The organism is Amycolatopsis sp. NPDC051102 (genome assembly GCF_040682815.1).
In the GTDB taxonomy this organism is placed as follows: domain Bacteria; phylum Actinomycetota; class Actinomycetes; order Mycobacteriales; family Pseudonocardiaceae; genus Amycolatopsis.
The window spans coordinates 121,244-146,745 of the sequence record NZ_JBFBBT010000003.1; the positions used below are offsets into that span (position 1 = coordinate 121,244).

The window sequence follows — 25,502 nt, forward strand, 5'->3', positions numbered from 1 at the left end:
GCGTCAGTACTCCCGGAGGCGGGGGGTGCGGAGCTGGGCGTGCAGCTGCCGGTGCCGGATCTCCTTCCGGAGCCGCTCGACCACCGCGTCGAACAGAGCCGGGTCGAGGATCGCGGTCTGCTCGAACTGTCTTCGCTCCGGAGGCGCCGGGGCGAGCCGGCCGCGGGGTGCGTACCGCTGGACCGAGCTCTCGACGCCGCCGCCGGTGACGAGGTCGAGCCAAAGGGCGTCGCGGAGGTAGCCGTCGCCGAAGCGGGCCGAGCGCCGGGCGGAGACGTCGGCGATCTGGGCCCACGGGACCAGCCGGGTGCTGAGCGTGCCGGCGGGCAGGCGGATGCCTTCGTCGCTGACCGTGAGATCGCGCAGGCCGTCGAAGCCGCGCTTGAGCTCACGGGCGCGGGAGGCCCGGTAGGCCAGCACGGCGATGAGCACGGTCGCCGCGTAGGCGCCGCCGATCAGCCACGGCGACAGCCCGCGCAGCAGCCCGGAGACGAGGGCCGCGCCGAAACCGGCGTCGGCGACGAGGAGCACGCCGAGCAGAATCTTGACCGGCGTGGTGACGCGGAAGGAGGACTCGGACAACGGGACGACTCCTGGGGCCGTGCGGGTCAGGGGTTGCCGATTATCCGGTCTGCCCGCACGAACACCGCGACCCGCCGCTCTGCGGCCATCACGCGGTCGTACTCGGCCCAGTCGTCGTGGGTGCCGGTGGCGGCGACGAAGACGTCACGCAGCAGCTGCGGCAGGCCGGCGGGATCGAAGGCGGGGTCGGGGTCGTCGGGCCCGACGAGGTGGGTGGCACCGGTGACGGACACCCAGTTCCAGCCCCGGCGGAAGGTCACGGTGGCGTGCCCGGCCCGCCGCAGCAGCGCGAGCTTGTGCGCCCGCCCGACGGCGACGTAGGCGACACCCGGGGCCCTGGTCACCGGATCGTCGAAGACCCCGGCGTTGACGACGGAGGCGTGCACGGTGCCGTCGGCGCGTGTCGTGGCGACGGTGGCGAGGCCGTTCTCCTGCAGCGACAGCGTGCGAACCTGCTCCAGATCAACGCTCATGCCCCAACCTAACCCGCCGGACGGTCCGGATGTCCGGAATTCACCGCCCGAAGTGCGCCGATAACCGTCCGCACAGGGCGCACGCGGCGCGCAGAGTCACCCTTGGCGGCCGTAACGGTATGTGCGAGATTCGCGACTGGGAGTTCAGCCGGGGGTATGCCGGCGTCAGCTGTGGAGTCGTGACGACGAGGAGAGTGCTGTCATCGTTGGGCTAGAGACAGCTCTGCTTAAGGTGGGGGCCGCGTTGGCGAAGCGGGCGGCCCGGGCGTGGTTGTCGAACCGCACGAGTGCCGACCGCCGTGAGCTGGAGCTCGCCGAACTGATCGCCTACCGGTACCCGGTGTTGCGTCACCAGCGGGAGTTCCGGCGGAAGATCGAAGAAATCGAGGATCAGGTCGCGGATCGTCTGCAACCCCTGTGCGAGAACGAGTTCCCGGGGCTGCCGGACAACGAGCGTGAGGCGGCGACCCTGGCGGTCGCCGACGCCCTCGAGAGCGCGGACCTGACCGACGCGGTCATCTTCCGGGTCGACCTGAACCCCATCGGCCTCGCCAGGGAGATCAGGGAACACACGCCGGCGACCGTCCGGAACGGCGATCTGTCCGAACCGGCAGAGAAGCTCTTCGGCCTGCTGCTGGACCAGGTCTGCTACTACCTGGCGCACCTGGTCCGCGACCTGCCGGAATTCGACGCCCGCGCGTCCGTCGAGATGCTCTCCCGGTTGAGCGGCATCGCGAGCCAGCTGGGGGAGGTGCTCGACCGCCTTCCGGTCACCGAGCTGCGGGCTTCGACCGAGGAAGACCAGGACGAGGAATTCCGGGACCGGTACTTCGAGCTGGTCAGCAATCTGTACGACCGGCTGCAAATCCTCGGTATCACGACGAACTTCTACGAACCGACCATCACCTTGACGGTCGCCTATCTCAGCTTGACGGCGTCGGCCACGCCCGCCGGTCACGAGCCCCGCCGAACCGCGGAACGTGTCGAAGCTCCGGTCGGGGTGGGCACCGAGGAGCGGCCTCAGGACGTGGTGCGGGTCGAGGACGCCCTCGGCGGCAAACGTCTCATCCTCATCCAGGGTGACGCCGGCGCCGGCAAGAGCACGCTCCTGCAGTGGATCGCGATCACTGCCGTGCGGCGGCGGTTCGTCGGCAGGCTCTCGGACTGGAACGGGAGAGTGCCCTTCCTCATCCGGCTCCGCGACTTCTCCGAGAACCGCCTGCCGAACGGGGACGAGTTCCTCCTGCACGCCAACGCCCCTCAGTGGGGTCCGGTACCGGAAGGCTGGGTCGACCGCGTCGCGGAAAGCGGCCGCGCGCTCTTCTTGATCGACGGCGTCGACGAACTCCCCGAAAACGAACGCGCGAAGGTGCGGGACTGGCTTCGCGGGCTCAGCATCCGGTTCCCGGGATGCCTGATGGTCGTCACGTCGCGACCCGCCGAGCGCACCGAGCGGTGGCTCGTGGCCGACAAGTTCCGTTCCGTCACCCTCGAGCCGATGAACCCGCAGGACGTCCGCATCTTCATCGAGCGCTGGCACAGTGCCCTGCTGGATTCGACGGCCGGCCTGGAGATCGCCCTCCCGTGCCCGCGCGAAGACGTGCCTGGGCATCAACGCAGCCTGTTGCTGCACCTGGATTCTCGGCCACACCTTCGCGCGCTGGCGCGCAACCCCCTGTTGTGCGCGATGATCTGCGCGCTGAACCTGGACCGGCGGGCCAACCTGCCCCGCGACCGGATGACGCTCTACGAAGCCGCGCTGGACATGCTGCTCGAACGGCGCGATGCCGACAAGAAAGTCCCCGTCGACGGCGAGGCACCGCTGAGCGCGGTCGAAAAGCGGGCTTTGCTGAGGGCCCTCGCGTGGTGGCTGAACGAGAACGGCCGGGCCGAGATGTCTCGCGAGGAGGCGATCCACCAGCTGAACCTCAAGATCGCCACGATGCCGGGGGTGACCCAGCGGCCGGACGCGGTCCTCCGGCACCTCCTCGAACGCAGCGGGCTGATCCGTCAGCCGGTCATCGGCCGGATCGACTTCGTCCACCGGACCTTCCAGGAGTTCCTGGCAGCGAAAGAGGTGGTCGAGCGCGACAGCATCGACCTGCTGATCAACCAAGCGGGCTCCGACCTCTGGCGGGAGACGGTGCTCATGGCCTGCTCGCACGCGTCCGTGGTGCAACGTGACCGGTTGCTCAACGGGATCATCAACAAGGCGTTCGACTTCTACCACGAGGAGGACGTCCGCTCGCGGCACCGGCTGATGCTGCTCGCGGCATCGTGCCTGGAAAGTGCCTTGGAGTTGTCCTCCGAAACCATCTACCGGGTGGAGGGCTGCCTGCACGAGCTGCTACCCCCGACGAGCTTGGACGAAGTGAGCGCGCTGGCCACCGTGGGGCGCCCGCTCTTCCGCGTGCTGCCGTCGGATCTCAGTGATCTCTCGGAGGATCACGCGGCGTTGCTCGTGCGCACGGTCGCGCTTTCGAACGAAGTCGAGGTGCTCCGGGTGCTCAGCCAGTACGCGCAGGATCGGCGTTGGGGAGTCCAGGAGGAGCTGGTCGCCTGCGCTCGGTACTTCGATTTGGGCGACTACTGCGAACAGGTCCTGCGCGACGCCCCGCTGTTCGACAACAGCTTCGAAGTCCGGAGCATGGAGTGGGTCGAGCACCTCCACAAGCTGCGCCGGCTGACGAGCGTCGAGATCAAGATCTATCCGGACAAGGTCGAGGACCTTCGCCCGTTCCGGCACGTCCACGCGCTGCGGGGACTGCTCGTGCACGTTGCCGGCGAGTGCAATGTTTCGCTGTTGCGGGAGCTTCGGAGCCAACTCCGCTACCTGAACCTCACTTGTGACCGGCGCTTCGCCGGGCTTGAGCACTTGAGTGACTTCCGTTACTTGCGGGAGCTCGCGCTTGCGCCGGCCGAGGGACTGGGCGATCTCGGCTTCCTCGGGATCGCGTTGGGCGGGCTGACCAGGCTGGAGCTGTCCGGCATCGAGCCCGGTACGGATCTGTCGCCGATCGGCGGCCTCGTCGAGCTGCGGCGGCTCGGGCTCAGGAACTGCCGGAAACCCATCGATCTCACGCAGTTCCACGGCTTGACCAAGCTGGAGCGGATCGACCTGCGCGGCGTTCGGCCCGGCCTGGACCTCGGTCCACTGGCCGAGCGGCGCATCCGGGTCCTGCTCGACCGTGATCACCAGTGTTCCGGTATCGATGCGCTCGGACCACGGGTCGAGCTGCAGTTCTTCTGAGCGGGGAGGGCCGGGCCGCCTCCTCGAGGCAGACGGCCCGGTCTTTCACCTCAGCAGGGGCCGTTGTCGGTCCAGACTCCCCACTGGCCCGTCGTGCCCGGCTCCTCGCCCTGCGTCCACCACTTCGCCGTCCACTTGTGGCCGCTGTGGGACACCACGTTCCCGCCCGTGTACACCTGCGAAGCGCTCCACTCCGGGTCCGTGCACGTGCCCGGGTTGGTCGTTCCGCCGGTGTCCCACGCCACCTGGGACGAGCGGTAGAAGTTGATCGACTGCGCCACCCAGCGCGGGGCCTGCGCCCCCAGCCGGGTCCGGAACGCCGTCCAGTCGTGCGTCGACCACGGGGACCAGCCGAGCTCCGCGTGGGCCGCCAAGCGCGGGAACGCCAGGTAGTCGATGTCGGACGGCGTCACCACCGTTTCGGTCCACAGCGGCGACTCCACCCCGCGGACCGCCGATTCGCCGACGCCGGACAGGTACGAGCCCGGGTTCCAGCCGTAGGCGTCCTGGACCTCGATGTAGCCCGCCCACGACAGGCCGATCGGGGTCGAGCTGTTGTACTTCATGTCCAGGTACGCCTTGTTCGCCGGCGACAGGATCACCTTGCTGCCGCGGGGAACCGCCGTCGAGACACCGGAATCCGACGTCGTCGTGCCCCAGAACTGCGGGGTGGCCGAGGCGGGCAGGGTGGCCTTGGCGATGTCGTGCCAGCCGACGACCGACTTGCCCGTCGCCGCCACCAAGGGGAGCACCTTGTTGACGAACGTGAGGTAGTCGGCCGCCGAGGTGGACGACGCCTCGTCGCCGCCGATGTGCAGGTACGGGCCCGGGGTCAGGGCCGCCAGCTCGCGCAGGACATCGGCGATGAACGTGTACGTGATGTCCTTCGAAATGCACAGCGAGCTGTAGCCGACCGCGGTGTCCGTCCGCAGGGCCGGTGCCACGCCGTTGCAGTTCAGCTCCGCGTACGACGCCAGCGCCGCGTTCACGTGCCCCGGCATGTCGATCTCCGGGATCACGGTGATGTGGCGCGAAGCCGCGTAGTTCACGATGTCCGTGTACTGCGCCTTCGTGTAGTAACCACCGGCACCGCCGCCCACCTGGGTGCTGCCGCCATAGGTCGTCAGGCGGGGCCAGCTGTCGATCTGGATGCGCCAGCCCTGGTCGTCCGCCAGGTGCAGGTGCAGGTTGTTGATCTTGTACTGGGCCAGCTGGTCGAGGTACCGCTTCACCGTCGACACCGGGTGGAAGTGCCGCGCGACGTCGAGCATCGCGCCGCGGTAGGCGAACCGCGGGTAGTCCACGATCGTCGCCCCGGGAATGCTCCACGGGCCGGGCTGCGCCGAAGCGCTCTCGATGCTTCCCGGCAGCAGTTGCCGCAGCGTCTGGACGCCCGCGAAGAGCCCGTCGGCGGTGGCCGCCCGCACGGTGACCGAAGACGCCGTCGACACCAGCTGGTAGCCCTGCGCGCCGACGGACGCGGGCGCGCCGCTCAGCAGCAGTGCGATGCTGTCCGACGGCACGGACGCCGGGGCGTCGGACACCGGCAGCGCGAACCCGGTCGACGGGCGCAGCACCCCGGCGAGGTAGTCGCCGACCTGCCTGGCCGGCGCCGAACCGGCTTCGGTGACGATCTTCGTCGTCGCCACCAGCGGGAACGTGACGCCGGCGGCCGGGGTCACCGAGACCGGCGCCGGCACGATCGACTGCAGCGCCGGCGTGGCCGCCGCGGCCGGGGTGAGCTGGGCTGCTGTCGCACTGGCGCCGATCAGGGCCAGCACGGCGAGTGCGCGGCCGAGCCGCCGCGCGAAGGACTGCTTCACCGGGGGACCTCCTGGCGGGAAGGGCGCGACCTCGCCGTCGCACCTGCCCGGATCGTCGCACCTCCGGTGCTCGTGGTCTAGACCAGTCTGGGTGGTTAAGCTCGCGCGGTGACGCGGGACTTCGTGCCGGGATCGCCGTTCGCGCTGCTTTCGGAAGCCGAAACGGCCGCCTGGTACGCCTACATGAAGGTGCACCTGCGCCTGGACTACGAGATGAACCGGCAGCTGCGGGCCGACAGCGGTCTCTCGCTCGCCGACTACCACGTCCTCGTCGCCCTGACGAGCGATTCCGCCGGCCGGATGCGGGTCACCGACCTGGCGGTCCGCATCGGCTGGGAGCGCAGCCGGCTGTCGCACCACCTCAAGCGGATGCGGGACCGCGGGCTGGTCGAAACCGGGACGGCCGCCGAGGACCGCCGCGGCACCGAGGTCGTGCTGTCCGCGGCGGGCTGGGAGTCGTTGCGGCAAGCGGCGCCGGACCACGTCGGGTTCGTGCGCGAAGCGGTCCTGGACGCTCTCGGGCCCGATGAGCTGGCGCAGCTGACGACGCTGCTCGACCGCGTCTACGACCGGCTGGTCGAACGCGGCACCCTGCCCCGGCCGGACGACCACCCCTGACATTTGCGTGACATATCACCTAATATGGTCGTGAGACCGAGGAGGACGTCATGGCGACGGTGGCCGAGCTGATGGAAGCCAATCTGCTCAAGGTGTTCAACGAACGTGACGACGAGCGGCGCGCGAAGGCGATCGCCGAGACCTACGCGGCCGACGTCGAGTTCGCCGACCCGGACGGGGTGGCGACCGGCCACGAGGAGCTGAACGCCAAGGCCCGCGGGCTGCTGGCCCAGTCGCCGGGCTTCGTCTTCTCGGCCGCCGGCCCCGTGCTCGTCAACCACGACCTGGGCCACCTCGCCTGGCAGCTCGGCCCGGAAGGCGCGCCGCCGGTCGTGCGGGGGATCGACGTCGCGCTCGTCGAGGACGGGGTGATCAAGAAGCTCTACACGATGTTGCTGCCCGCCTGAGTACTACGCTCGGGAGCATGTTCGACGAGCTGACGTTCCCGGTCGTCGCCGCGCCGATGGCGGGCGGTCCCACCACCCCCGAGCTGGTCGCCGCGGTGTCCGAGGCCGGTGGGTTCGGCTTCCTCTCCGCCGGCATGCTCACCCCCGCCGCGCTGGCCGCGCAGATCGACCGCGTCGCCGAGCTCACCGGGCGGCCGTTCGGCGTCAACCTCTTCGTCCCGCAGCCGGACACCGGCGCCGACATCTCCGGCCACCGAACCCGGCTGGAAGCGTTCGCCCGCGAGTACGACGTCGAGCTCGGCGAACCCCAGTGGGACGACGACGCGTACCCGGCGAAGCTGGACGTCGTCCTCGAGAAGCGGATTCCCGTGGTGTCGTTCACCTTCGGCCCGCCCTCGCCGTCGGACGTCCTCCGGCTCCATGACGCCGGCGCGAAGGTCGTCGTCACCGTGACCACCCCGGAGGCGGCCCACCGCGCCGCCGACCTGGGCGCCGACGCGCTCGTCCTGCAGGGCTTCGAAGCGGGCGGGCACCGGAGCCTGTTCACCGACGACCCGCGCCTGCCCGGCGGCGGCGCGGAATATGGCGTCCTGGCCCTGCTGCGGCTCGTCGCCGGCCGCGTGGACCTGCCGTTGATCGCTGCCGGCGGGCTGGTGCACGGGGCCGACGTCGCGGCCGTGCTCGCCGCCGGTGCCGTCGCGGCCCAGCTCGGCACGATCTTCCTGCGCGCGGACGAAGCCGGGACGTCGGAGGCGCACCGCAAGGCCCTCGCCCTCGCCGAGCGCGAGACGGCGTTCACCCGCGCCTTCAGCGGCCGTCCGGCGCGCGGGCTGGTCAACAGGTTCATGGACGCCCTCTCCGAGGGGGCGCCGGCCGCGTACCCGCAGCTCAACAACCTGGCGGGCCCGGTGCGCAGGGCGTCGGCGAAGGCCGGGGACCCGGAAGCGATCTCGCTGTGGGCGGGCCAGACCTACCCGCTCGCCTACGACGCCTCGGCCGCCGTGATCATCGAGCGGCTGAAGGTCGAGGCGCGCGAAGCCGCCGCGCGCCTCGACCGGATCCGCTAGACGTCCGAGCCGCGGTTGAGCAGCGAGTGCCGCCGGCTGTAGAGGAAGTAGATGACCAGGCCGATGACGAACCAGACGGCGAACCGCAGCCAGGTCGCCGGCTGCAGGAACGTGATCAGCCAGATCGAGAACACGACGCCGATCGCGGGCACCACCGGCATCCCCGGCGTCTTGAACGTCCGGGGCAGGTCCGGCTGCTTGTAGCGCAGCACGATCACCGCGACGCAGACCACGACGAACGCGAGCAGGATGCCGATGTTCGTCAGCTCGGCGGCCTCGCCGATCGGCAGCACCCCGGCGATGATCGCGGACGCGCCGCCGAGGATCCACGTCATCCGGCTCGGCACCTGGCGCTTCGGGTTCGTCTTCCCGAACCACGGCGGGAGCAGGCCGTCGCGGCTCATCGAGTAGCCGACGCGGGTGGCGCCCATCAGGAACGTGAACAGCACGGTCAGGATGCCGATGATGGCGCCGATCGCGATGACCGTGGCCAGCCCGGAGAGCCCGACCGACTTGAACGCCGTCGAGAAGCCGCTCTTCGGGTCGATCTCGGTGTACTTCTGCATGCCGGTCAGCACCAGGCAGGCCAGCACGTACAGCACCATCGAGATGCCCAGCGAGTACAGGATCGCCTTCGGCATGTGCCGCTGCGCGTCCTTCGACTCTTCGGCGGCGGTGCTCATGGCGTCGTAGCCGAAGACCGCGAAGAACACTGTCGCGGCGCCGGTCACCGCGCCGCCGAAGCCGGCCGGGGCGAACGGCGTGTAGTTGCCGGTCTTGACGTAGAAGAAGCCGACCAGGATGACCACCAGCACGATCAGCACCTTGATCCCGACCATCGCCGTCTCGAACCGGGCGGCGCTGCGGATGCCGCGGTTGAGCAGGTACGCGATCAGCAGGCACAGCAGCGCGGCGAAGAGGTCGACCTTGTGACCCGGCCCGGTGCCGGGCGCGCCGAGCATCCACGCGGGCAGGTCGAGGCCGAGCTGGCCGAGCAGGAAGCTGAAGTAGCCGGAGATGCCGATCGCCACCACCGCCACGATCGCGGTGTACTCCAGCAGCAGGTCCCAGCCGATGAACCAGCCGACGACCTCGCCGAGCACCGCGTAGCCGTAGGTGTAGGCCGAACCGGCCTTCGGGATCAGGCCGGCGAACTCGGCGTAGGAGAACGCCGCCGCCGCGCTCGCGACACCGGCGATGAGGAACGAGATCAGCACGGCCGGGCCGACACCGGGGATGCCCGCCGCGTCGTCGCCGTGCGCGACGCTGCCGGCGAGGGCGAAGATCCCGGCGCCGATGATGCCGCCGATGCCGATGGCGGTCAGCTGCCACAGCCCCAGGGTGCGTTGCAGCCCGCCGCTTTCCGTCGTGTCCTGGATCTGGTCGATCGGCTTGCGCCGGAAGATGCCGGAGCCGGCACCCGCTGGAGCGGACATCATCTCTCCCGAACGGTCGGTGGGAAGCCCGGATCACGGACCCAACGGGGGAACCTACCGCCAACTGCGCGTGAAGACAGCGTGAGCCGCTCAGCCCGCCGCGGTGTCTTCGCCCACGACCTCCGTCGCCGTCGCCACGGCCCGTTTGGCCTGCGTGGTCCGGACCGCGCTCGCGGCGAAGTAGCCGAGCAGCTCGGCGATCTCGACCGGGTCGTCCAGCTGCGGGCAGTGCCCCCAGTCCTCGCGGACCAGCAGCCTGCTGTGCGGGACGAGCGTGTGCAGCTGCCGCCCGGAGGCGGCGGTGACGAGCTTGTCCTTGCCGCACGCGACGACCAGCAGCGGCACCTTCACCGAGTCGAGGCGGTAGGCGTCGGCGAGCTCCGCGACGAGCTGGCGCGCCTCTTCCAGGCGGCTCTTGGTCGCGCGGTAGTCGGGGAACAGCGCGGTGAAGCGCTGCACGTGCACCGCGTCGGCCCCGCCCGAGTTGGCGTACAGCAGCCGCGGGACGAGCTGCTCGGCGACCTTGCGCACCACGAAACCCGGCACCGGGACCGGCAGCGACGAGTACAGCCGCAGCGGCAGCGGGTAGCGCGCCACCGTGCGGATCAGCCAGGAGTCCACGAACCCCGGCGCGGCGATCGACACGACGCCGGAGATCGGCAGCCGGCTGTTCTGCGCCGCGCGCAGGCTCATGGTGCCGCCGAGGGAGTTGCCCGCCAGCACGACCGAGCCGAGCACCGCCTGCTCGCGGACGACGGCGGTGGTGAACGCGTCGAGCTGCGGCAGCATCGGGCCGGGCCGCAGCGGCTGGGCGTCGCCGAACCCGGGCAGGTCGACCGCGACCGCCGGGATGCCGGCGGCGGCGAGCTGCTCCAGTGCGGGGCGCCAGGTGTCGGCGCTGTCGCAGTAACCGTGCAGCAGCACCAGGCGCGGTGCCGACGGCTTCACGTGCGGCGTCGCGGCCCGGCGACGCAGGGGGCGGCGAGCGGCGGGCTGCTCCGGTTCGGGGTCGCCGACCTCGAGCACCCGGGTGCGGACGCCGGCATACCGCCGGAAGGAGACCCGGATGGCGGTCTCTTCACTGGGCCGGCCGCCCGGTTCAGCCGGAGCGGGCCGCTTCGTCGCGGTCATGACTACAGATTAGCTGGCCGAAGTGGGGTTTTGGTCGAATTTCGGTGCTAACGACCAGGTCTCGAACTGAACACGTCAAAAATTCACCAGGTGCCGCGGCTGGACGGATACCGTGATCCGCCCAGCTCACGGCCGGTCTAGCGGGTGAAGACGATCTTGCCGGCGGTGTCCCCTTCGAGCATCGACTGAAAGCCCTTCGGTGCCTCGGAAAAAGAAAGTTCCGCCCCGATCTGCGGCCGGACGCCGGTCAGGTCGAGGTAGGCGAGCAGGTCCGCGAGCTCGTCGCGGGTGCCCATGGTCGAGCCGGCGACGCGCAGCTGGAGGAAGAAGACGCGCTGCAGCTCGGCGTGCGCGTCCGGGCCGCTGGTCGAGCCCGAGACCACGATGATCCCGCCCGGCTTGAGCGATTTCACCGAGTGTGACCAGGTCGCCTTGCCGACGGTCTCGAACACCGCGTCGACGCGTTCGGGCAGCCGGGCGCCCGGCTCGAACGCCTGGTGCGCGCCGAGGCTGGTGGCGAGCGCGCGCTTTTCCTCGCTGCGGCCGGTGACCCAGACCCGGAACCCGGCCGCGCGGCCGAGCTGGACCAGCGCCGTCGAGACGCCGCCGGAGGCGCCCTGCACGAGCATCGTCTGCCCCGGCCGCAGCCCGGACTTCACGAAGAGCATCCGGTACGCGGTGAGCCACGCCGTGCCCATCGTGGCGGCCTCGGCGAAGCTGAGCCCGGCGGGCTTCGGCACGACGTTGCGGGCCGGCACGACGACGTGGTCGGCGAAGGTGCCCTGGTGCTTCTCGGTCAGCAGCGTCCGCTTCGGGTCGAGGGTGTCGTCGCCCTGCCAGCCCGGCGCGTTGATCACCGAGTGGATGACGACCTCGGAGCCGTCGTCGAGGGTGCCGGCGCCGTCGCAGCCGAGGATCATCGGGAACTGCTCCGGCTTGATCCCGACCCCGCGCAGCGTCCAGAGGTCGTGCATGTTGAGGCTGGCCGCCTTGACGTGCACGCGGACCCAGCCGTCCGGCACTTCGGGTTCGGGGCGCTCGCCGACGACGAGCGAGTCCAGCGGGCTGTCGGCGTTGGGTTCCTGCGCGTACACGGCGAACATGTCCTGCAACGTACCGCCCCACGAGCGCCGGGGCAGCAGGGCGCGCGTAGGCTCACACCGTGTTCAACGGGCTGGCCGACTGGTGGGACGGGGTCGAGCTGTGGCTCGCCCAGGCCTGGTTCCCGGTTCAGTTCGTACTGGTCATGGTGGTCGTCGTGCCGCTGTGCCTGGCCGCCGCCTGGGTGCTCGACAAGCTGGTCGGGCTGTTCGCCAGCCGGCTCGCTCCGGGGCGTGACGACGACTCCGACACCTCGGCATAGGCTCGCGCACCATGTTCAACCGAAGGCGGATCACCGCCGCGCTGATCGGGCTCCTCGTGCTGGTGCTGGGGGGCTGGCTGGTCAAGGACAACCTCGGCGGCGGCTCGACGTCACCGAGCACCTCGCCGGGCACTTCGGCGAGTGCGCCGGCGAAGAGCAGCGCGCCCGCGAAGGGCAGCGCCGCCGTGCCGGGCGCGGACTCCGGGCTGCCGGTGAAGGCGCTTTCCGCGCTGCCGCCGCAGGCGTCGGACACGTGGAAGCTGATCGAGGCGGGCGGCCCGTACCCCTACCCCCGCAACGACGACGTCGTGTTCGAGAACCGCGAGAAACGCCTACCCGGCAAGAAGTCCGGCTATTACCACGAATACACGGTGAAGACGCCGGGCAGCCCCGACCGCGGCGCGCGGCGGCTGATCACCGGCCAGGCGCACGAGCTGTACTACACCGGCGACCACTACGCGTCGTTCGTCGTCGTGGACCCGGCCCGATGAGCGCCGGCGACGCGAAGGCCGCCGCGGAGGAGGCGTTCGCCCGCGGGGCGTACCCGCACCTGGTGAACTCCCGGCCGACCGTCGACAAGGCGAGCACGCTGACCGCGTTCGCCGAGGCACTGTCCTTTCCGGACTACTTCGGGCACAACCTGGACGCGCTCTACGACTGCCTGACCGACCTGTCGTGGCTGCCGCCGGGGGAGCACGTGCTGATCTGGCCGGGTTCGGACGCGCTGCGCAAGGCGGAACCCAAGACGTACCTGGCGATCCGCAGCGTGCTTTCGGACGCCCAGCGCGCGCTCGGCCCGAGCGGCCGCAGCGCCGGTTCGTGGCGGCTCACCGTCGTGCTGCCGGACGCCTGAGCGGCGCCCGGCAGCCGATCCGGCTCAGTCCTGCGGAACCCAGCTCGGCTTGCGCTTCTGGGCGAAGGCCAGGATGCCCTCCTGGCCTTCCTCACTGGCGAAGAACTTCGCCGACAGCCCGAGCATCTCCTCGAAGCCGTCCGACGGCGTGGCCGGGCGGGGACGGCTCAGCAGGGCCTTCGTCTCGGCCAGCGCCTTCGGCCCGCCTGCCGCCAGTGCCTTCACGAACCGGGTGACTTCGGCGTCGAGGTCCGCGGCGGGCACCGCCGAGTTCAGCAGGCCGATCTCGACCGCCCGGCGGGCGTCGAACGTGTCGCCCGTCAGGAACAGTTCGTGGGCCGCGCGGGGGTTCAGCCGGGGGAGGACCGTCAGGGAGATGATCGCCGGGACCACGCCGATGCGGACCTCGGAGAAGGCGAACGTCGCTTCCGGGACCGCCACCGCGATGTCGCACGCCGCCACCATGCCGATGCCGCCCGCCCTGGCCGGGCCCGCCAGGCGCGCCACCACCGGCTTCGGGCTGGTCCACAGCTGCTCCAGGATGCGGGGGAACTCGTTCACGCCCTGGTCGCCCGCGCCGGCGCCGCGGGCCTCCTTGAGGTCCATCCCCGCGCAGAATACCGGGCCGGTGTGGGTCAGCACGATCACGCGCACGGCGTCGTCGGCGGCCGCGGCGGCCAGCGAGCCCGACAGTTCGCGGCGCAGCTGCGCCGACAGCGCGTTGCGGTTGTGCGGGGAGTCCAGGGTGATCGTGGCGGTGCCGCCCACCACGTCGTAGTGCACCAGTTCGTCAGCCATGTCAGACACCCTTGCACATGCGCCGCGCCCGGCCGGTGTTACGCGGGCCACCCCCGCGGGCGCGTGCCCCGCGGGGGTGGCCCGGTGCTCAGCCGATGGTCGTCGTGGTGAAGACCGGGCTCGGGTTGGGGAAGCAGGCCGTCGGCGCGGTGAGGTCGCCGATGATGGTGCTCGCCACCGCGTTGAACGTCAGGCCGGGATCGCTGTAGCCGGTGCCGGCCAGCCTGGTCTGGATGGTGCCCGACTGGCCGGCCGTCAGGTGCGCGGTGACGGTGGGCAGTTCGAACGTCGCCCCGCCGGCGATCGGGCCGGGGAAGCTCAGGGTCGCCACGCCGTTCGCGACGGCGATGGCCGGCGGCGTCGAGCCGAGACCGGAGCCGCCGGTGAGGTCCGCGCCGACGTAGGTCGAGTTCGCCGGGATCGGGATCTTGAGCGCGAACGTGTTGATGTTCTTGACCTTGTTGCCGCTCACCGTTCCGGGCACGGTGTTCGGCGCCGGGTCGATGACGACGTCGAACGCGGCGCCGGGCGCCACGGTCGGCGGCGCGGTGACGTCGGCGTCCTGGCCGAGCGCCACGTGCTGCGGGCCGACGATGGGGGCGTTGGCCTGGCAGTCGAAGGTCACCGAAGTGGCCGCCGAAGCGGGCGCGGCGAGGGCGATCGGAAGGGCCGCGGCCGCGGTCAGCGCGGCGAGCCGAGAAAGGCGAAGAGCTTTCATCTGTGTCCACCTGCCTGCGATTTCACGAGGGGAGGGCGAAAGCTGCGCAGCAATCAGATAGTTACCGGCAAGTCAAGTAGGTCGTCAAGGATTCACCGTTCCCATGCGCGTGGCGTGACAAGCGAATGTGAATGTTTGTCACCTCTTGGCGGTGGCGGTGCCGCTGCGTGACCGCGGCCATGTTCTTCTCCGATCGATCCTGACCGCTTTGCTTCGGAACTCTGGTCGCGCTCCCAGCCGCTCTGTTACCTGTGTCACGTCGACGACGACGAAGGGACGAGCCGATGAGACTGTTCTCCGCCGTGGCCAGGATGCTGGTGCCGGTCGTGCTCGCCGGCGGGCTGCTGGCCGCCGGCCCGCCGCAGGCGCAGGCGTCGACCGCCGGGTTCCGGGGCGTGAACTGGGCCGACGCCCGGGACAACTTCGTCAACGGCGTGCTGTACGTGTCCGGGCTGAGCTCGTCGGACACGCACGCGTCCGCGGCCGCCACGGCGGACCAGCTCGTCGGCGGGATGTACGCGATCACCGGGGCGAACACGGTCCGGATGCCGATCAACGAGCCGACCGTCGCCGGCTACTGGGACACCTACACCGGGGCGATCGACGCCGCACTGGCCAAGGGCCGGGTGATCCTCGCGTACTGGGCCTACAGCGGCGGGAAGCCGGCGAGCACCGCCGGGTTCCAGCAGATGTGGGACAAGGTCGTCGGCAAGTACGGCGCCAACCCGAACGCCTACTTCGAGGTCATCAACGAGCCGTACGCCTACAGCGCGGGCGACCTGGACAACTTCTACGACGCCTGGCTGACCCGCTATCCGCAGGTGCCCCGCGCCCGGGTGGTGCTCGACGGGACCGGTGACGCCCAGAACGTGCCCGCGGTCGGCGCCGACCACCGGCTCGACGGGACGCTGCTGGCCGCCCACGACTACTCGTTCTTCGCGGGCTACGAGAGCGAAACCGAGTGGGCCAACCACCTCGGGGGCTACATCGGCGCGTACGCGGACCGCACGATCGTCACCGAGTGGGGCGGCCCGATGGGGCCCGGCAGCAAGAACGGCGTCCACTACGACCCGATCGACTACAGCATCCCGAGCGGCTCGTTCTTCGCCGACTACATCCGGGGCGTCAGCGCGAAACTGCGCAGCCTCGGCGTGGGCAGCGTGTACTGGCCGGGCCTGCGCGACGGCGACTGGTACAGCCTGACGACCCGGACCGGCACCCAGCTTTCGCTGGTGAACCAGAGCGGCCTGACCCGCCTGCAGTACGCGTGGGGCATCGGCAACGGCGGCGGCACGTACGTCCGGATCGTCAACGCGGCCACCGGCCTGTACGTCGACGGCCTGGGCCGCACGGCGGGCGGCTCGACGGCCGGCCAGGCGAGCGGCGACGCAAGCCGGCTCGACCAGCAGTGGACCGTCGAGAACTACGGGAACCGGGTGCGCATCAAGAACCGCGCCACGGGCCTGTACCTGGACGGCGCGGGCCGCACGGCCAACGGCGCGGCGGTGAGCCAGTACGCCGACAGCGGCAGCGCCAACCAGCAGTGGTCGGTGGTGACCGACGCGAACAACGTCCGCATCAGGAACGCCGCCACGGGCGAGTACCTGGACGGCGCAGGCCGCACGAGCAGCGGCGCCGACCTGGGACAGTACGGCGACAGCGGCAGCACGAACCAGCAGTGGCGGATCGTCGCCGCGGGCTAGGCGTACTGCCGGAGCAGGCCGCTGACGGCGGTGGCGTACCGCGCGACGACGACGTCCGCGACGCGCGGGTCGTCCGCCAGCGGTGCCGCCACGAACGCGGCCGGGTCGGCCTCGCGGGCCAGTCTCGCGATGCGGTCCGGCAGGCGGCCCGGTGCCAGGAACCACGACGCCACCACCAGGTGCCGGACGCCGCGGGCGCGCAGGCGTCCGGCCGCCGCCGGGATGTCCGGCTGGGTCGCGCTGGCGAACGCTTCGCTCACCGGCAGCCCGAGCCGGTCCTCCCACTGCTTCGCCAGGTTCGCGACGACGGTGTTGGCCTCGGCGTTCGACGAGCCGACCGCGCTGAGCAGCACGCCCGTGTCCCGGCGGCGTGGTGCCGCCGTCAGCCGGTCGAGGGCGACGGCCTGCAGGGCCGGGTCGGCGCCGAGGACGCCGGACGTCCGCACGACGAAGCCCGGGCAGCCGGCCGTCACCGATCCGATCAGCGCCGGCAGGTCCACCCGGGCGTGGAACGCGCTGCCCAGCAGCAGCGGCACCACGACCGCCGTCCGGTGGCCGGCCGCGTACAGCGACCGCAGCACGTCCGTGACGAGCGGTTCCGACAGGTCCAGAAAGGACTCGTGGACGTCGACGCCCGGCGCTCGGGCGCGCACGACCTCCACGAGCGCCCGCACGGTCGCCGCCGAGCGGGGGTCGCGGCTGCCGTGCGCGACGGCGACCAGGGGAGGCGTCACGAGAAGCGCTCACCCACCAGGCCCGCGGCGAGGGTGTCGCCGTCCTTCGGGTCGATCACCAGGAACGCGCCGGTGCGCGGGCTGACGCCGTAGTCGTCGACGCCCAGCTCCTCGGCCAGCCGCAGCGTGACGAGGCCGATGTCGTTGAGCTCCAGCGACCCCGGCGAGTCCACACTGGACAGAGCCTGCTCGTCGAACCGGGCGTGCAGCTCGGCCACCAGCGCCTGCACCGTGCGGGTGCCGTGCTTGACCAGCACCCGCGCGCCCGGCTTGAGCGGCTTGGACGACAGCCAGCACAGCGTGCCGGTGATCTCGTCGGTGATCCGCGGCGGCGCGTCCGCGGCGGCGATCAGGTCGCCGCGGGAGATGTCGATGTCGTCGGCGAGCAGCAGCGTCACCGACGTCCCGGTGCCGGCCTCGGCCAGCGGCCCGTCCGCGGTGTCGATCCGTTCGACGCGGCTGCGGATGCCCTGCGGCAGCACGACGATCTCGTCGCCCGGGCGTACCGTGCCCGCGGCGATCTGGCCCGCGTAGCCGCGGTAGTCCGGGTACTCGGGCGTGCGCGGGCGGATCACGTACTGCACCGGGAACCGCAGCGCCGAGTCGTGCGGGTCGGGCGCGACCGGCACGTCCTCCAGGTGTTCCAGCAGGCTCGGGCCGGAGTACCACGGCGTCCGCTCCGAGCGCGTCGCGACGTTGTCGCCTTCCAGCGCCGAAACCGGGATCGCGAGGACCGAGCCCCGCGGGTACCCCAGCGTCTCGGCGTGCGAAGCGAACTCCTTCGCGATCACCGTGAAGGTCGCCTCGTCGTAGCCGACCAGGTCGATCTTGTTCACCGCCAGCACCAGCTGCGGCACGCCGAGCAGGGCCAGCACGGCCGCGTGCCGCCGGGTCTGCTCGATCACGCCCTTGCGCGCGTCGACCAGCAGCACCGCCAGCTGCGCGGTGGACGCGCCGGTCACCGTGTTGCGCGTGTACTGCACGTGCCCCGGGGTGTCGGCCAGTACGAACGACCGCTTCGGCGTCGCGAAGTAGCGGTACGCGACGTCGATGGTGATGCCCTGCTCGCGCTCCGAGCGCAGGCCGTCGACGAGCAGCGAAAGGTCCGGTGTGGACAGTCCCTTGTCGACGGACGCGCGGGTGACGGCGTCCAGCTGGTCGGCGAGCACCGACTTCGTGTCGTAGAGCAGCCGGCCGACGAGCGTCGACTTGCCGTCGTCGACGCTCCCGGCGGTGGCCAGGCGCAGCAGCGAACTCATCAGAAGTACCCCTCACGCTTGCGGTCTTCCATGGCCGCCTCGGACATCCGGTCGTCGGCGCGGGTGGCACCGCGCTCGGTGAGCCGCGACGCCGACACCTCGGCGATGACCTCTTCGACGGTGACGGCGGTGGACTCCACCGCGCCGGTGCACGAGCCGTCGCCGACGGTCCGGTAGCGCACGCTCAGGTCGTGGATCTCTTCGTCCGGCCGGGGACCGAACCACGGGCCCTCGGTCAGCCACATGCCGTCGCGGCGGAAGACCTTCCGCTTGTGCGCGTAGTAGATCGACGGCAGCTCGACCTTCTCGCGGGCGATGTAGTTCCAGACGTCGGCCTCGGTCCAGTTGGACAGCGGGAAGACGCGGACCTGCTCGCCGGGGCGGTGCCGTCCGTTGTAGAGGTTCCACAGCTCGGGCCGCTGGCGCCGTGGCTCCCACTGGCCGAAGGCGTTGCGCAGGCTGAAGATCCGCTCCTTCGCCCGGGCCCGTTCCTCGTCCCGGCGGCCGCCGCCGAAGACGGCGTCGAACTTGTTCTCCGCGATGGTGTCGAGCAGCGGCGTGGTCTGCAGCGGGTTGCGCATCCCGTCCGCGCGCTCCTCGAGGCGCCCGTCGTCGATCCAGTCCTGCACCTTCGCGACGACCAGCCGCAGGCCGTGCCGTTCGACGACCCGGTCGCGGAACTCGATGACCTCGTCGAAGTTGTGGCCGGTGTCCACGTGCAGCAGCGGGAACGGCACCGGCGCCGGCCAGAACGCCTTGATCGCCAGGTGCAGCAGCAGCGTCGAGTCCTTGCCGCCGGAGAAGAGGATCACCGGGCGGTCGAACTCGCCCGCCACCTCCCGGAAGATGTGGATGGCTTCGGATTCCAAGGCGGCGAGGTTGTCCTGAGCCGCGTCGGTGGCAGGTTCCAGTGTCGTCATGCGTCCCTCGGTGTCTGACATCAGCCGTGCAGTCCGCACTCGGTCTTGCTCTGCCCCGCCCACCGGCCGCTGCGCGGGTCCTGGCCCGGCTCCACGCGGGCCGTGCAGGGTGCGCAGCCGATCGACAGGAACCCGATCGACACCAGCGGGTTCTCCAGGATCCCGTGCTCGGCGATGTAGGCCTTGAACTCGTCGTCGGTCCACGCCGCGATCGGGTTGACCTTGACCAGCCCGTTGCGGTCGTCCCAGGTGACGATCGGGGTGTTCGCGCGGGTCGGCGCGTCGACCCGGCGGACGCCGGTCACCCACGCCGAGTACTTCGCCAGCGTCTTGCGCAGCGGCACCACCTTGCGGAGGTTGCAGCACAGCGTGGCGTCGCGGTCGTGCAGCTTCGGGCCGTACTCGGCGTCCTGCTCGGCGACGCTCTGCTCGGCCTGGGCGTTCACGATCGTCACGTCCGGATAGACCGTCTGCACGGCGTCGCGCGTGCCGATCGTCTCCGGGAAGTGGTAGCCGGTCTCCAGGAACAGGACGTCCACATCGGACTTCACCTTGGTGGCGAGGTCGATGAGCACGGCGTCCTGCATGTTGGACGCCACGATGAAGTCGTCGCCGAACGTCTCGGCGGTCCAGCGCAGCGCTTCTTCGGCGGTGGCGTCGGCGAGCTCGTGGGACGCGCGCTCGGCGAGGGTCTTGTAGTCGGCGGTGGCGGTCATCGGGAAACCTCCGGAAGGGACAGGCCGAGGAACTTGACCGAGAAAACCCGGCGGCAACCGGAACACAGCCAGCCGCCGTTCTCTTCCGGCCGCAGGTCCTCGTCGCCGCAATAAGGGCAGTAGAACGGCGTCGCTCGCTCTGTCATCGGCGCCTCCGCGGGAGGGAGTACGTCGGCGCTGTCACTGGAGCGCGCTTTCCTCGGCGCGGACGGCCCACTGCGGGAACCGTTCGCCGGGTTCGCGCCCGGCGGCGTACGCGCGCACGACGCGTTCGACGTAGCCGGTCAGCTCGGCCGCGGTCACCTTGTGGCCACGCAGTTTCCGGCCGAAGCCGGCGTCGAGGCCGAGGCCGCCGCCGAGGTGCACCTGGAAGCCTTCGACCTGGTTGCCGTCGGCGTCGGTGACGATCTGGCCCTTGAGGCCGATGTCCGCGGTCTGGATCCGCGCACAGGAGTTGGGGCAGCCGTTGAGGTGCACGCTCACCGGCGTGTCGAGCCCGGCCTGGATGTCGGCGAGGGACTTTTCGAGGTCCGCGACGAGCTGCTGCGCACGCGCCTTCGTCTCGACGATGGCGAGCTTGCAGAACTCCAGCCCGGTGCAGGCCATCACGCCGCGCCGCCACGGCGACGGCTTCGTCTCCAGCCCGACCTCGGCCAGTTCGGCTTCGAGCGTGGCCACCTGGGCCTCCGGGACGTCGAGCACGACGACCTTCTGCTGCGGGGTGAGCCGCACCCGGCCCGAGCCGGCCCGCTCGGCGGCCTTCGCGACGGCGACGAGCGTGCCGCCGCTGGAGCGCCCGGCGATCGGCGCGGCGCCGACGTAGAAGTTGCCGTCGACCTGCCGGTGCACGCCGACGTGGTCGACCGGCACCGCGGGGTTTTCCGGCGGCGGGCCGTCGATCAGCGGGCGCTTGAGGTACTCGTCCTGCAGCACCTGCCGGAACTTCTCCGCGCCCCAGTCCTTGACCAGGAACTTCAGCCGCGCGCGCGAGCGCAGCCGCCGGTAGCCGTAGTCGCGGAAGATCGAGATGACGCCTTCCCAGACGTCCGGCACCTCCTCCAGCGGCACCCAGGCGCCGAGGCGCTGCCCGAGCATCGGGTTGGTCGACAGGCCGCCGCCGACCCAGACGTCGAAGCCGGGGCCGTGCTCGGGGTGGTGCACGCCGACGAAGGCGACGTCGTGGATCTCGTGCGCGACGTCGGGCTGGCCGGAGATGGCGGTCTTGAACTTGCGCGGCAGGTTGGCGAACTCCGGCTTGCCGATGTAGCGGCGCTTGATCTCGTCCAGTGCCGGTGTGCCGTCGATCACCTCGTCGGCCGAGATGCCGGCGACCGGCGAGCCGAGCATGACGCGCGGGCTGTCGCCGCACGCCTCCATCGTCGTCATGCCGGCGTTTTCGAGCTTGGCCCAGATCGCCGGCACGTCCTCGATCCGGATCCAGTGGTACTGGATGTTCTGCCGGTCGGTGATGTCGGCGGTGTCGCGCGCGTACGCCTGCGAGATCTCGCCGAGCACCGTGAGCTGGGCGGTGGTCAGCGCGCCGCCGTCGATCCGGACCCGCAGCATGAAGTAGCGGTCGTCGAGCTCTTCGGGCTCGAGCGTCGCGGTGCGGCCGCCGTCGATCCCCGGCTTGCGCTGGGTGTAGAGGCCGAACCAGCGGAACCGGCCGCGCAGGTCGCCCGGGTCGATCGCGTCGAACCCGCGGTGGGCGTAGATGTTCTCGATGCGCGCCCGCACGTTGAGCGGGTGGTCGTCCTTCTTGGACCGCTCGTTCGGGTTCAGCGGCTCCCGGTAACCGAGCGCCCACTGCCCTTCGCCGCGCTTCTGCTTGGCGCGCGCGGGGCGGGCGGGGGTTTGGGGCGTGGCCATGGCGGCGTCCTCCGAGAGGCGTTTCGTGGCGGCGGAGGACCACCGGCTCACGGGTGTCCTCCGGCGCCGGCTGTCCAGAATTCGTGGCAGGTGGTGGCGATCGGGGAGTCAGCGAACGGGTACGCAGAGGGCGCTGGCGACCCGCAGGAGGTCGACGTGGCGGCGCGCCACGAGGAGAACACCGGCATGAGTCACGGCGTCAGCGTGCCACGCGTCCACAATGTGGTCCAGGCCTGCCCGGATGGTGGGAGAAGGGTCACTCACCTGCGGAAATCGTGTCAACCCGCCTTGTGCGTCCTCTCTTGCGCGACCAAACCACTACATCTATAGTACTTCAGACACAGTGCTTTGGAGAGAGGAATTGGATGCAGGTAAAGGGGTTCGGGGCGGGGTACCTGGTCGACGACGTCGCCGCGACCACCCGGTTCTACGCGGACGTCGTCGGCCTGGCGGTGACCGTCGAGCTCGACTGGTTCGCCAGCGTCAACGCCGGCGCACCGGGGTACGAGATCAGCTTCGTGCAACGCGGGCACGAGTCGATCCCGCCCGGCTACCGCACGCAGGAGGTGTCGGGAGTGTCGTTCGGGCTCGTCGTCGACGACGCCCGCGCCGAAGCGGAACGGCTGGAATCGGCCGGGATCGCGCTGGTGGCACCGGTTGTCGACGAGGTCTACGGGCAGCGGCACTTCTACGTCGCCGACCCGAACGGCGTGCTGCTCGACGTCATCGAGATGATCGCGCCCGACCCGGAGTGGGCGGCGGCCAACCTGCCCGCGTCGTAACAGGTGTTGACCCGATCGGCCCCTTGCGGCGACCGGGCGTGACGGGGTGGACAATTCGAGCGTGCCCGCACTGCGTCCCGACCCCGACACACCGATCGACCCGGCGTTGCCGGAAAGCGCGCTGAAGGGGCTCGGCAGCAGAGCGTTCGGGGTGTACGTGCACGTCCCGTTCTGCGCCACGCGCTGCGGCTACTGCGACTTCAACACCTACACCGCGGGTGAGCTCGACACCGGTTCGTCGCCGCAGTCCTGGCTAGAAGGGCTGCGCCGCGAGCTGGAGCTCGCCGCGCGGGTGCTCGTCGTCCCGCCCGCGGCCGACACGGTGTTCGTCGGCGGCGGCACGCCGTCGCTGCTCGGCGCGGACGGGCTGCGGTCGGTGCTCGACGCCGTCCGCGACGTCTTCGGGCTCGCGCCCGGGGCCGAGGTGACGACGGAATCGAACCCGGAATCGACGTCGCCGGAGTTCTTCGCCGGCATCCGCGAGGCCGGCTACACCCGGGTTTCGCTGGGCATGCAGTCGGCCGCGCCGCACGTGCTGAAGATCCTCGACCGCGTGCACACCCCCGGCCGGCCGGGCAAGGCCGTCGCCGAGGCGCGGGCGGCCGGCTTCGAGCACGTGAACCTCGACGTGATCTACGGCACGCCGGGCGAGCGTCCCGACGACCTCCGCGCGACGCTGGAGGCGGTGCTGGGCGCCGGCGTCGACCACGTGTCGGCCTACGCGCTGATCGTCGAGGAGGGCACGGCGCTGGCCCGCCGCGTGCGCCGCGGCGAGCTGCCCGCGCCGGACGACGACGTGCTGGCGGCGGACTACGAGATGATCGACGCGACGCTGTCGGCGGCGGGGCTGCGCTGGTACGAAGTGTCGAACTGGGCGGCTTCCGACGCCGCCCGCTGCCGTCACAACCTCGGCTACTGGCGCGGCGACGACTGGTGGGGCGCCGGCCCGGGCGCGCACAGCCACGTCGGCGGGGTGCGCTGGTGGAACGTCAAGCACCCGGCCCGCTACACGGCCTTGCTTGCGAACGGCGAGTCGCCCGCGGGCGGGCGTGAAGTGCTCACCGACGACGACCAGCACCTCGAACGGATCATGCTCGAACTCCGCGTCGCCGAAGGGCTGCCGCTCGACGTGCTGGACGAGCCCGGGCTCGCCGCGGCCCGGGCGGCCGCGGCGGAGGGCCTGCTCGACTCGTCCGCTTTGGACAGCCGGGGCCGCGCGGTGCTGACCGACCGGGGGCGGCTGCTGGCCGACGGCGTGGTCCGCCGCCTCGCCGGGTAGGGATTAAAACCGGGGACCGGGTCGTTGCTTGTATTCAGCAACGACTTTCGAGGAGGCCCCATGGCGCGCGCGATCAGGTTCGACGAGTACGGCGACGTGGAGGTCCTGCGGGTCGAGGACGTGCCGCGGCCGGTGCCGGGAGCGGGCCAGGTGCTCGTCGAGGTGCGCGCCGCCGGGATCAACCCGGGCGAGGCGTCCATCCGGAAGGGACTGCTGCACTCGCGGTTCCCGGCGACGTTTCCGTCCGGACAAGGCAGTGACTTCGCCGGCGTGGTCGCCTCGCTCGGTGAGGGCGTCGAGGAGATCGCCGTCGGCGACGAGGTGATCGGCTTCGTCGACACGCGGTCGAGTCACGCGGAGTTCGTCGTGGCGGAGGCCGCGAACCTCACGCCACGCCCGGACGGCGTGCCGTGGGAGGTGGCCGGCTCGTTGTTCGTCGCCGGCACCACCGCGTACGCCGCGGTGGCCGCGGTCTGCCCGCGGGAGGGCGACACAGTCGTGGTCTCCGGCGCCGCGGGCGGGGTCGGCTCGCTGGCCGTCCAGCTCGCGAAACTGGCCGGTGCCACGGTGATCGGGCTGGCGGGGGAAGCCAACCACGAGTGGCTGCGCGAGCTCGGCGTGATCCCGGTGGCCTACGGCGACGGCGTCCTCGAGCGGATCCGCGAAGCCGCGCCTTCCGGCCGCGTGCAGGCGTTCGTCGACACCTTCGGTTCCGGCTACGTGGAACTGGCGCTGCACCTGGGCATCCACCCGGGACGGATCGACACGATCATCGACTGGGCCGCGGCGGAGAAGTACAACGTCAAGACCGACGGCAACGCGGCGGGCGCGTCGGCCGACGTGCTGCGCGAGCTGAGCTTGCTGCTGGACAAGGGGTTGCTGTCGCTGCCGATCGCCGCGGTGTACCCGCTGGAGGAGGTCCAGGAGGCCTACCGCGAGCTGGAGCGGCGGCACACGCGCGGCAAGATCGTGCTGCGGCCCTAGTTCTTCGCCATCGCTTTCAATCCGGCGAGGAACGCCTCGAGGGCGAACTCGAGGCGTTCCTGCGCTGTTTCCGCGGAGAAGAACTCGCCGACGTGCAGCAGGTTCGGGAACGCCTCCGCGGGCAGTGACTGCATGTACGCCACCATCTGCTTCCCGCGTTCGCCCACTTCGGCCTGGTCGATCTCGCCCCAGGTCCAGCCGCTGGCTTCGTAGGCGTACGCCTTGGCGTAGAGCGCCAGGGCGTCGCCCGCGAAGGTGGCCTGTTTGAGGGTCAACCCGCCCGCGCGAAGCAGGGCGAGCGTCCCTTCGCCCAGCCGCAGCAAGTGGGGCGTCACCGGCACCGGGACGTCCCACGCGATGCGCGCGATGCCCCGGTGCGCGGCCATCACCCGGATCTGGTCGCGGACCAGCTCCTTGACCTGCTCGTCCCAGCGTGCCGGGTCGGGCTCGGGGACCAGGATGTCGGCGAGCACGGTGTCGAGCATCAGCTCCGCCAGCTCTTCCTTGTTCGAGACGTGCGCGTAGAGCGACGCGGGCCCGGTCTCCAGTTCCTGGGCGATCCGCCGCATGGTGACCGCGTCGAACCCCTCGTCGTCCAGGACGATCAAGGCCGCTCGCACGATCGAGGCCTGGGAGAGGACGGGTTTCGCGGCGCGGCGGCGGGGAGCGCTGCGCCACGGCGGCGGGGGCACGGTCACCCGAACACTGTACTTGACGCGAACAGTGTTCGAGGGTAG

Annotated in this window: 27 protein-coding genes; 11 read left to right on the forward strand and 16 right to left on the reverse strand. The window is 70.9% G+C overall.

The window, feature by feature from the left end; all coding sequences use genetic code 11:
* Positions 1-3: 3 nt before the first annotated feature.
* A complete protein-coding gene (locus tag AB0M93_RS10890) occupies positions 4-582 on the reverse strand; it encodes a PH domain-containing protein (RefSeq protein ID WP_364270997.1) in 579 nt (192 codons plus the stop codon).
* Between the two features lie 26 nt (positions 583-608).
* On the reverse strand, positions 609-1,055 hold the full coding sequence (locus tag AB0M93_RS10895) for a pyridoxamine 5'-phosphate oxidase family protein (protein WP_364271000.1): 447 nt from the start codon (positions 1,053-1,055) through the stop codon (positions 609-611).
* 244 nt (positions 1,056-1,299) lie between these two features.
* Between AB0M93_RS10895 and AB0M93_RS10900 the strand changes: the two genes are divergently transcribed.
* Positions 1,300-4,305 carry an NACHT domain-containing protein gene (locus AB0M93_RS10900; RefSeq protein ID WP_364271002.1) on the forward strand — a complete coding sequence of 1,002 codons (3,006 nt, stop codon included), beginning with the start codon at positions 1,300-1,302 and terminating at the stop codon, positions 4,303-4,305.
* 50 nt (positions 4,306-4,355) lie between these two features.
* Here the strand turns inward: AB0M93_RS10900 and AB0M93_RS10905 are convergent, their stop codons facing one another.
* The gene (locus AB0M93_RS10905) at positions 4,356-6,128 is read right to left on the reverse strand and encodes a family 20 glycosylhydrolase (protein WP_364271005.1); all 1,773 of its coding nucleotides are present in this window, start codon (positions 6,126-6,128) and stop codon (positions 4,356-4,358) included.
* Positions 6,129-6,236: 108 nt separating this feature from the next.
* On the opposite strand from AB0M93_RS10905, the gene AB0M93_RS10910 reads away from it, so the two are divergent.
* The 3 genes from AB0M93_RS10910 to AB0M93_RS10920 are packed head-to-tail and all read left to right on the forward strand — an operon-like array spanning position 6,237 to position 8,220.
* Entirely contained in the window at positions 6,237-6,746 is a 510-nt protein-coding gene (locus tag AB0M93_RS10910) for a MarR family winged helix-turn-helix transcriptional regulator (RefSeq protein ID WP_364271008.1), read from the forward strand.
* Positions 6,747-6,796: 50 nt separating this feature from the next.
* Positions 6,797-7,153 carry a nuclear transport factor 2 family protein gene (locus AB0M93_RS10915; protein WP_364271011.1) on the forward strand — a complete coding sequence of 119 codons (357 nt, stop codon included), beginning with the start codon at positions 6,797-6,799 and terminating at the stop codon, positions 7,151-7,153.
* Positions 7,154-7,170: 17 nt separating this feature from the next.
* Entirely contained in the window at positions 7,171-8,220 is a 1,050-nt protein-coding gene (locus AB0M93_RS10920; RefSeq protein WP_364271014.1) for a nitronate monooxygenase, read from the forward strand.
* Here AB0M93_RS10920 and AB0M93_RS10925 read toward each other — a convergent pair.
* The 3 genes from AB0M93_RS10925 to AB0M93_RS10935 all read right to left on the reverse strand — a co-directional run bounded on the left by AB0M93_RS10925 (position 8,217) and on the right by AB0M93_RS10935 (position 11,890).
* Complete coding sequence (locus AB0M93_RS10925; RefSeq protein WP_364271017.1) at positions 8,217-9,656, reverse strand: amino acid permease; 1,440 nt, start codon at positions 9,654-9,656, stop codon at positions 8,217-8,219. The genes AB0M93_RS10920 and AB0M93_RS10925 overlap by 4 nt on opposite strands.
* 90 nt (positions 9,657-9,746) lie before the next feature.
* A complete protein-coding gene (locus AB0M93_RS10930; RefSeq protein WP_364271020.1) occupies positions 9,747-10,787 on the reverse strand; it encodes an alpha/beta hydrolase in 1,041 nt (346 codons plus the stop codon).
* 137 nt (positions 10,788-10,924) lie between these two features.
* Complete coding sequence (locus tag AB0M93_RS10935; RefSeq protein WP_364271023.1) at positions 10,925-11,890, reverse strand: zinc-binding dehydrogenase; 966 nt, start codon at positions 11,888-11,890, stop codon at positions 10,925-10,927.
* Between the two features lie 59 nt (positions 11,891-11,949).
* Here AB0M93_RS10935 and AB0M93_RS10940 point away from each other — a divergent pair, with 59 nt between their 5' ends.
* Genes AB0M93_RS10940 through AB0M93_RS10950 form a run of 3 tightly spaced genes read left to right on the forward strand, consistent with a single transcriptional unit; the run spans position 11,950 to position 13,003 of the window.
* On the forward strand, positions 11,950-12,150 hold the full coding sequence (locus AB0M93_RS10940; RefSeq protein WP_364271026.1) for a hypothetical protein: 201 nt from the start codon (positions 11,950-11,952) through the stop codon (positions 12,148-12,150).
* Between the two features lie 11 nt (positions 12,151-12,161).
* A complete protein-coding gene (locus AB0M93_RS10945; protein WP_364271029.1) occupies positions 12,162-12,641 on the forward strand; it encodes a ribonuclease domain-containing protein in 480 nt (159 codons plus the stop codon).
* Positions 12,638-13,003, forward strand: a complete 366-nt coding sequence (locus AB0M93_RS10950; RefSeq protein WP_364253776.1) for a barstar family protein — start codon at positions 12,638-12,640, stop codon at positions 13,001-13,003. Before AB0M93_RS10945 ends, AB0M93_RS10950 begins: the two co-directional genes overlap by 4 nt.
* A 24-nt stretch (positions 13,004-13,027) precedes the next feature.
* Here the strand turns inward: AB0M93_RS10950 and AB0M93_RS10955 are convergent, their stop codons facing one another.
* Together AB0M93_RS10955 and AB0M93_RS10960 are read right to left on the reverse strand one after the other, a co-directional pair.
* On the reverse strand, positions 13,028-13,801 hold the full coding sequence (locus tag AB0M93_RS10955; protein ID WP_364271032.1) for an enoyl-CoA hydratase family protein: 774 nt from the start codon (positions 13,799-13,801) through the stop codon (positions 13,028-13,030).
* A gap of 88 nt (positions 13,802-13,889) precedes the next feature.
* Positions 13,890-14,519, reverse strand: coding sequence for a cyclase (locus AB0M93_RS10960; protein ID WP_364271035.1), 630 nt, complete (start codon positions 14,517-14,519; stop codon positions 13,890-13,892).
* A gap of 284 nt (positions 14,520-14,803) precedes the next feature.
* Here AB0M93_RS10960 and AB0M93_RS10965 point away from each other — a divergent pair, with 284 nt between their 5' ends.
* Positions 14,804-16,222, forward strand: a complete 1,419-nt coding sequence (locus AB0M93_RS10965) for an RICIN domain-containing protein (RefSeq protein WP_364271038.1) — start codon at positions 14,804-14,806, stop codon at positions 16,220-16,222.
* Here AB0M93_RS10965 and AB0M93_RS10970 read toward each other — a convergent pair.
* The 7 genes from AB0M93_RS10970 to AB0M93_RS11000 form a co-directional block, all read right to left on the reverse strand.
* Positions 16,219-16,956: a sirohydrochlorin chelatase gene (locus AB0M93_RS10970; RefSeq protein ID WP_364271041.1), complete on the reverse strand. Its 738-nt coding sequence runs from the start codon at positions 16,954-16,956 to the stop codon at positions 16,219-16,221. The genes AB0M93_RS10965 and AB0M93_RS10970 overlap by 4 nt on opposite strands.
* The gene (locus AB0M93_RS10975; RefSeq protein WP_364271044.1) at positions 16,953-18,215 is read right to left on the reverse strand and encodes a GTP-binding protein; all 1,263 of its coding nucleotides are present in this window, start codon (positions 18,213-18,215) and stop codon (positions 16,953-16,955) included. The genes AB0M93_RS10970 and AB0M93_RS10975 overlap by 4 nt, the downstream gene beginning before the upstream one ends.
* The gene (gene cysD / locus AB0M93_RS10980; protein ID WP_364271047.1) at positions 18,215-19,135 is read right to left on the reverse strand and encodes a sulfate adenylyltransferase subunit CysD; all 921 of its coding nucleotides are present in this window, start codon (positions 19,133-19,135) and stop codon (positions 18,215-18,217) included. Before cysD ends, AB0M93_RS10975 begins: the two co-directional genes overlap by 1 nt.
* A 20-nt stretch (positions 19,136-19,155) precedes the next feature.
* Positions 19,156-19,851 (reverse strand): phosphoadenylyl-sulfate reductase, encoded by a 696-nt coding sequence (locus AB0M93_RS10985; protein WP_364271050.1) that lies wholly within the window; start codon positions 19,849-19,851, stop codon positions 19,156-19,158.
* Positions 19,848-19,997: a hypothetical protein gene (locus AB0M93_RS10990; protein ID WP_043777745.1), complete on the reverse strand. Its 150-nt coding sequence runs from the start codon at positions 19,995-19,997 to the stop codon at positions 19,848-19,850. The genes AB0M93_RS10985 and AB0M93_RS10990 overlap by 4 nt, the downstream gene beginning before the upstream one ends.
* Positions 19,998-20,031: 34 nt before the next feature.
* Complete coding sequence (locus AB0M93_RS10995; RefSeq protein ID WP_364271053.1) at positions 20,032-21,720, reverse strand: nitrite/sulfite reductase; 1,689 nt, start codon at positions 21,718-21,720, stop codon at positions 20,032-20,034.
* A gap of 108 nt (positions 21,721-21,828) precedes the next feature.
* Positions 21,829-21,984, reverse strand: coding sequence for a putative leader peptide (locus AB0M93_RS11000; RefSeq protein WP_364271056.1), 156 nt, complete (start codon positions 21,982-21,984; stop codon positions 21,829-21,831).
* Between the two features lie 101 nt (positions 21,985-22,085).
* On the opposite strand from AB0M93_RS11000, the gene AB0M93_RS11005 reads away from it, so the two are divergent.
* The 3 genes from AB0M93_RS11005 to AB0M93_RS11015 all read left to right on the forward strand — a co-directional run bounded on the left by AB0M93_RS11005 (position 22,086) and on the right by AB0M93_RS11015 (position 24,765).
* On the forward strand, positions 22,086-22,502 hold the full coding sequence (locus AB0M93_RS11005; protein ID WP_364271059.1) for a VOC family protein: 417 nt from the start codon (positions 22,086-22,088) through the stop codon (positions 22,500-22,502).
* A gap of 61 nt (positions 22,503-22,563) precedes the next feature.
* On the forward strand, positions 22,564-23,781 hold the full coding sequence (gene hemW / locus AB0M93_RS11010; protein WP_364271062.1) for a radical SAM family heme chaperone HemW: 1,218 nt from the start codon (positions 22,564-22,566) through the stop codon (positions 23,779-23,781).
* Positions 23,782-23,841: 60 nt separating this feature from the next.
* Positions 23,842-24,765 carry an NADP-dependent oxidoreductase gene (locus AB0M93_RS11015; protein WP_364271065.1) on the forward strand — a complete coding sequence of 308 codons (924 nt, stop codon included), beginning with the start codon at positions 23,842-23,844 and terminating at the stop codon, positions 24,763-24,765.
* On the opposite strand, the gene AB0M93_RS11020 is transcribed toward AB0M93_RS11015, so the two are convergent.
* Positions 24,762-25,463 (reverse strand): TetR/AcrR family transcriptional regulator, encoded by a 702-nt coding sequence (locus AB0M93_RS11020; RefSeq protein WP_364271068.1) that lies wholly within the window; start codon positions 25,461-25,463, stop codon positions 24,762-24,764. The genes AB0M93_RS11015 and AB0M93_RS11020 overlap by 4 nt on opposite strands.
* Between the last annotated feature and the right edge of the window lie 39 nt (positions 25,464-25,502).

What these genes read in the sequence shown, in the direction of transcription:
- AB0M93_RS10945 (WP_364271029.1), top strand. Translation starts at nt 12,162, where the DNA reads ATGTTCAACCGAAGGCGGATCACCGCCGCGCTGATCGGGCTCCTCGTG.
- AB0M93_RS10965 (WP_364271038.1), top strand. Translation starts at nt 14,804, where the DNA reads ATGAGACTGTTCTCCGCCGTGGCCAGGATGCTGGTGCCGGTCGTGCTC.
- AB0M93_RS10950 (WP_364253776.1), top strand. Translation starts at nt 12,638, where the DNA reads ATGAGCGCCGGCGACGCGAAGGCCGCCGCGGAGGAGGCGTTCGCCCGC.
- AB0M93_RS10990 (WP_043777745.1), bottom strand. Translation starts at nt 19,997, where the DNA reads ATGACAGAGCGAGCGACGCCGTTCTACTGCCCTTATTGCGGCGACGAG.
- AB0M93_RS11005 (WP_364271059.1), top strand. Translation starts at nt 22,086, where the DNA reads ATGCAGGTAAAGGGGTTCGGGGCGGGGTACCTGGTCGACGACGTCGCC.
- cysD (WP_364271047.1), bottom strand. Translation starts at nt 19,135, where the DNA reads ATGACGACACTGGAACCTGCCACCGACGCGGCTCAGGACAACCTCGCC.
- AB0M93_RS10925 (WP_364271017.1), bottom strand. Translation starts at nt 9,656, where the DNA reads ATGTCCGCTCCAGCGGGTGCCGGCTCCGGCATCTTCCGGCGCAAGCCG.
- AB0M93_RS10955 (WP_364271032.1), bottom strand. Translation starts at nt 13,801, where the DNA reads ATGGCTGACGAACTGGTGCACTACGACGTGGTGGGCGGCACCGCCACG.
- AB0M93_RS10975 (WP_364271044.1), bottom strand. Translation starts at nt 18,215, where the DNA reads ATGAGTTCGCTGCTGCGCCTGGCCACCGCCGGGAGCGTCGACGACGGC.
- AB0M93_RS10960 (WP_364271035.1), bottom strand. Translation starts at nt 14,519, where the DNA reads ATGAAAGCTCTTCGCCTTTCTCGGCTCGCCGCGCTGACCGCGGCCGCG.
- AB0M93_RS11015 (WP_364271065.1), top strand. Translation starts at nt 23,842, where the DNA reads ATGGCGCGCGCGATCAGGTTCGACGAGTACGGCGACGTGGAGGTCCTG.
- AB0M93_RS10920 (WP_364271014.1), top strand. Translation starts at nt 7,171, where the DNA reads ATGTTCGACGAGCTGACGTTCCCGGTCGTCGCCGCGCCGATGGCGGGC.
- AB0M93_RS10895 (WP_364271000.1), bottom strand. Translation starts at nt 1,055, where the DNA reads ATGAGCGTTGATCTGGAGCAGGTTCGCACGCTGTCGCTGCAGGAGAAC.
- AB0M93_RS10930 (WP_364271020.1), bottom strand. Translation starts at nt 10,787, where the DNA reads ATGACCGCGACGAAGCGGCCCGCTCCGGCTGAACCGGGCGGCCGGCCC.
- AB0M93_RS10995 (WP_364271053.1), bottom strand. Translation starts at nt 21,720, where the DNA reads ATGGCCACGCCCCAAACCCCCGCCCGCCCCGCGCGCGCCAAGCAGAAG.
- AB0M93_RS10985 (WP_364271050.1), bottom strand. Translation starts at nt 19,851, where the DNA reads ATGACCGCCACCGCCGACTACAAGACCCTCGCCGAGCGCGCGTCCCAC.
- AB0M93_RS10935 (WP_364271023.1), bottom strand. Translation starts at nt 11,890, where the DNA reads ATGTTCGCCGTGTACGCGCAGGAACCCAACGCCGACAGCCCGCTGGAC.
- AB0M93_RS10915 (WP_364271011.1), top strand. Translation starts at nt 6,797, where the DNA reads ATGGCGACGGTGGCCGAGCTGATGGAAGCCAATCTGCTCAAGGTGTTC.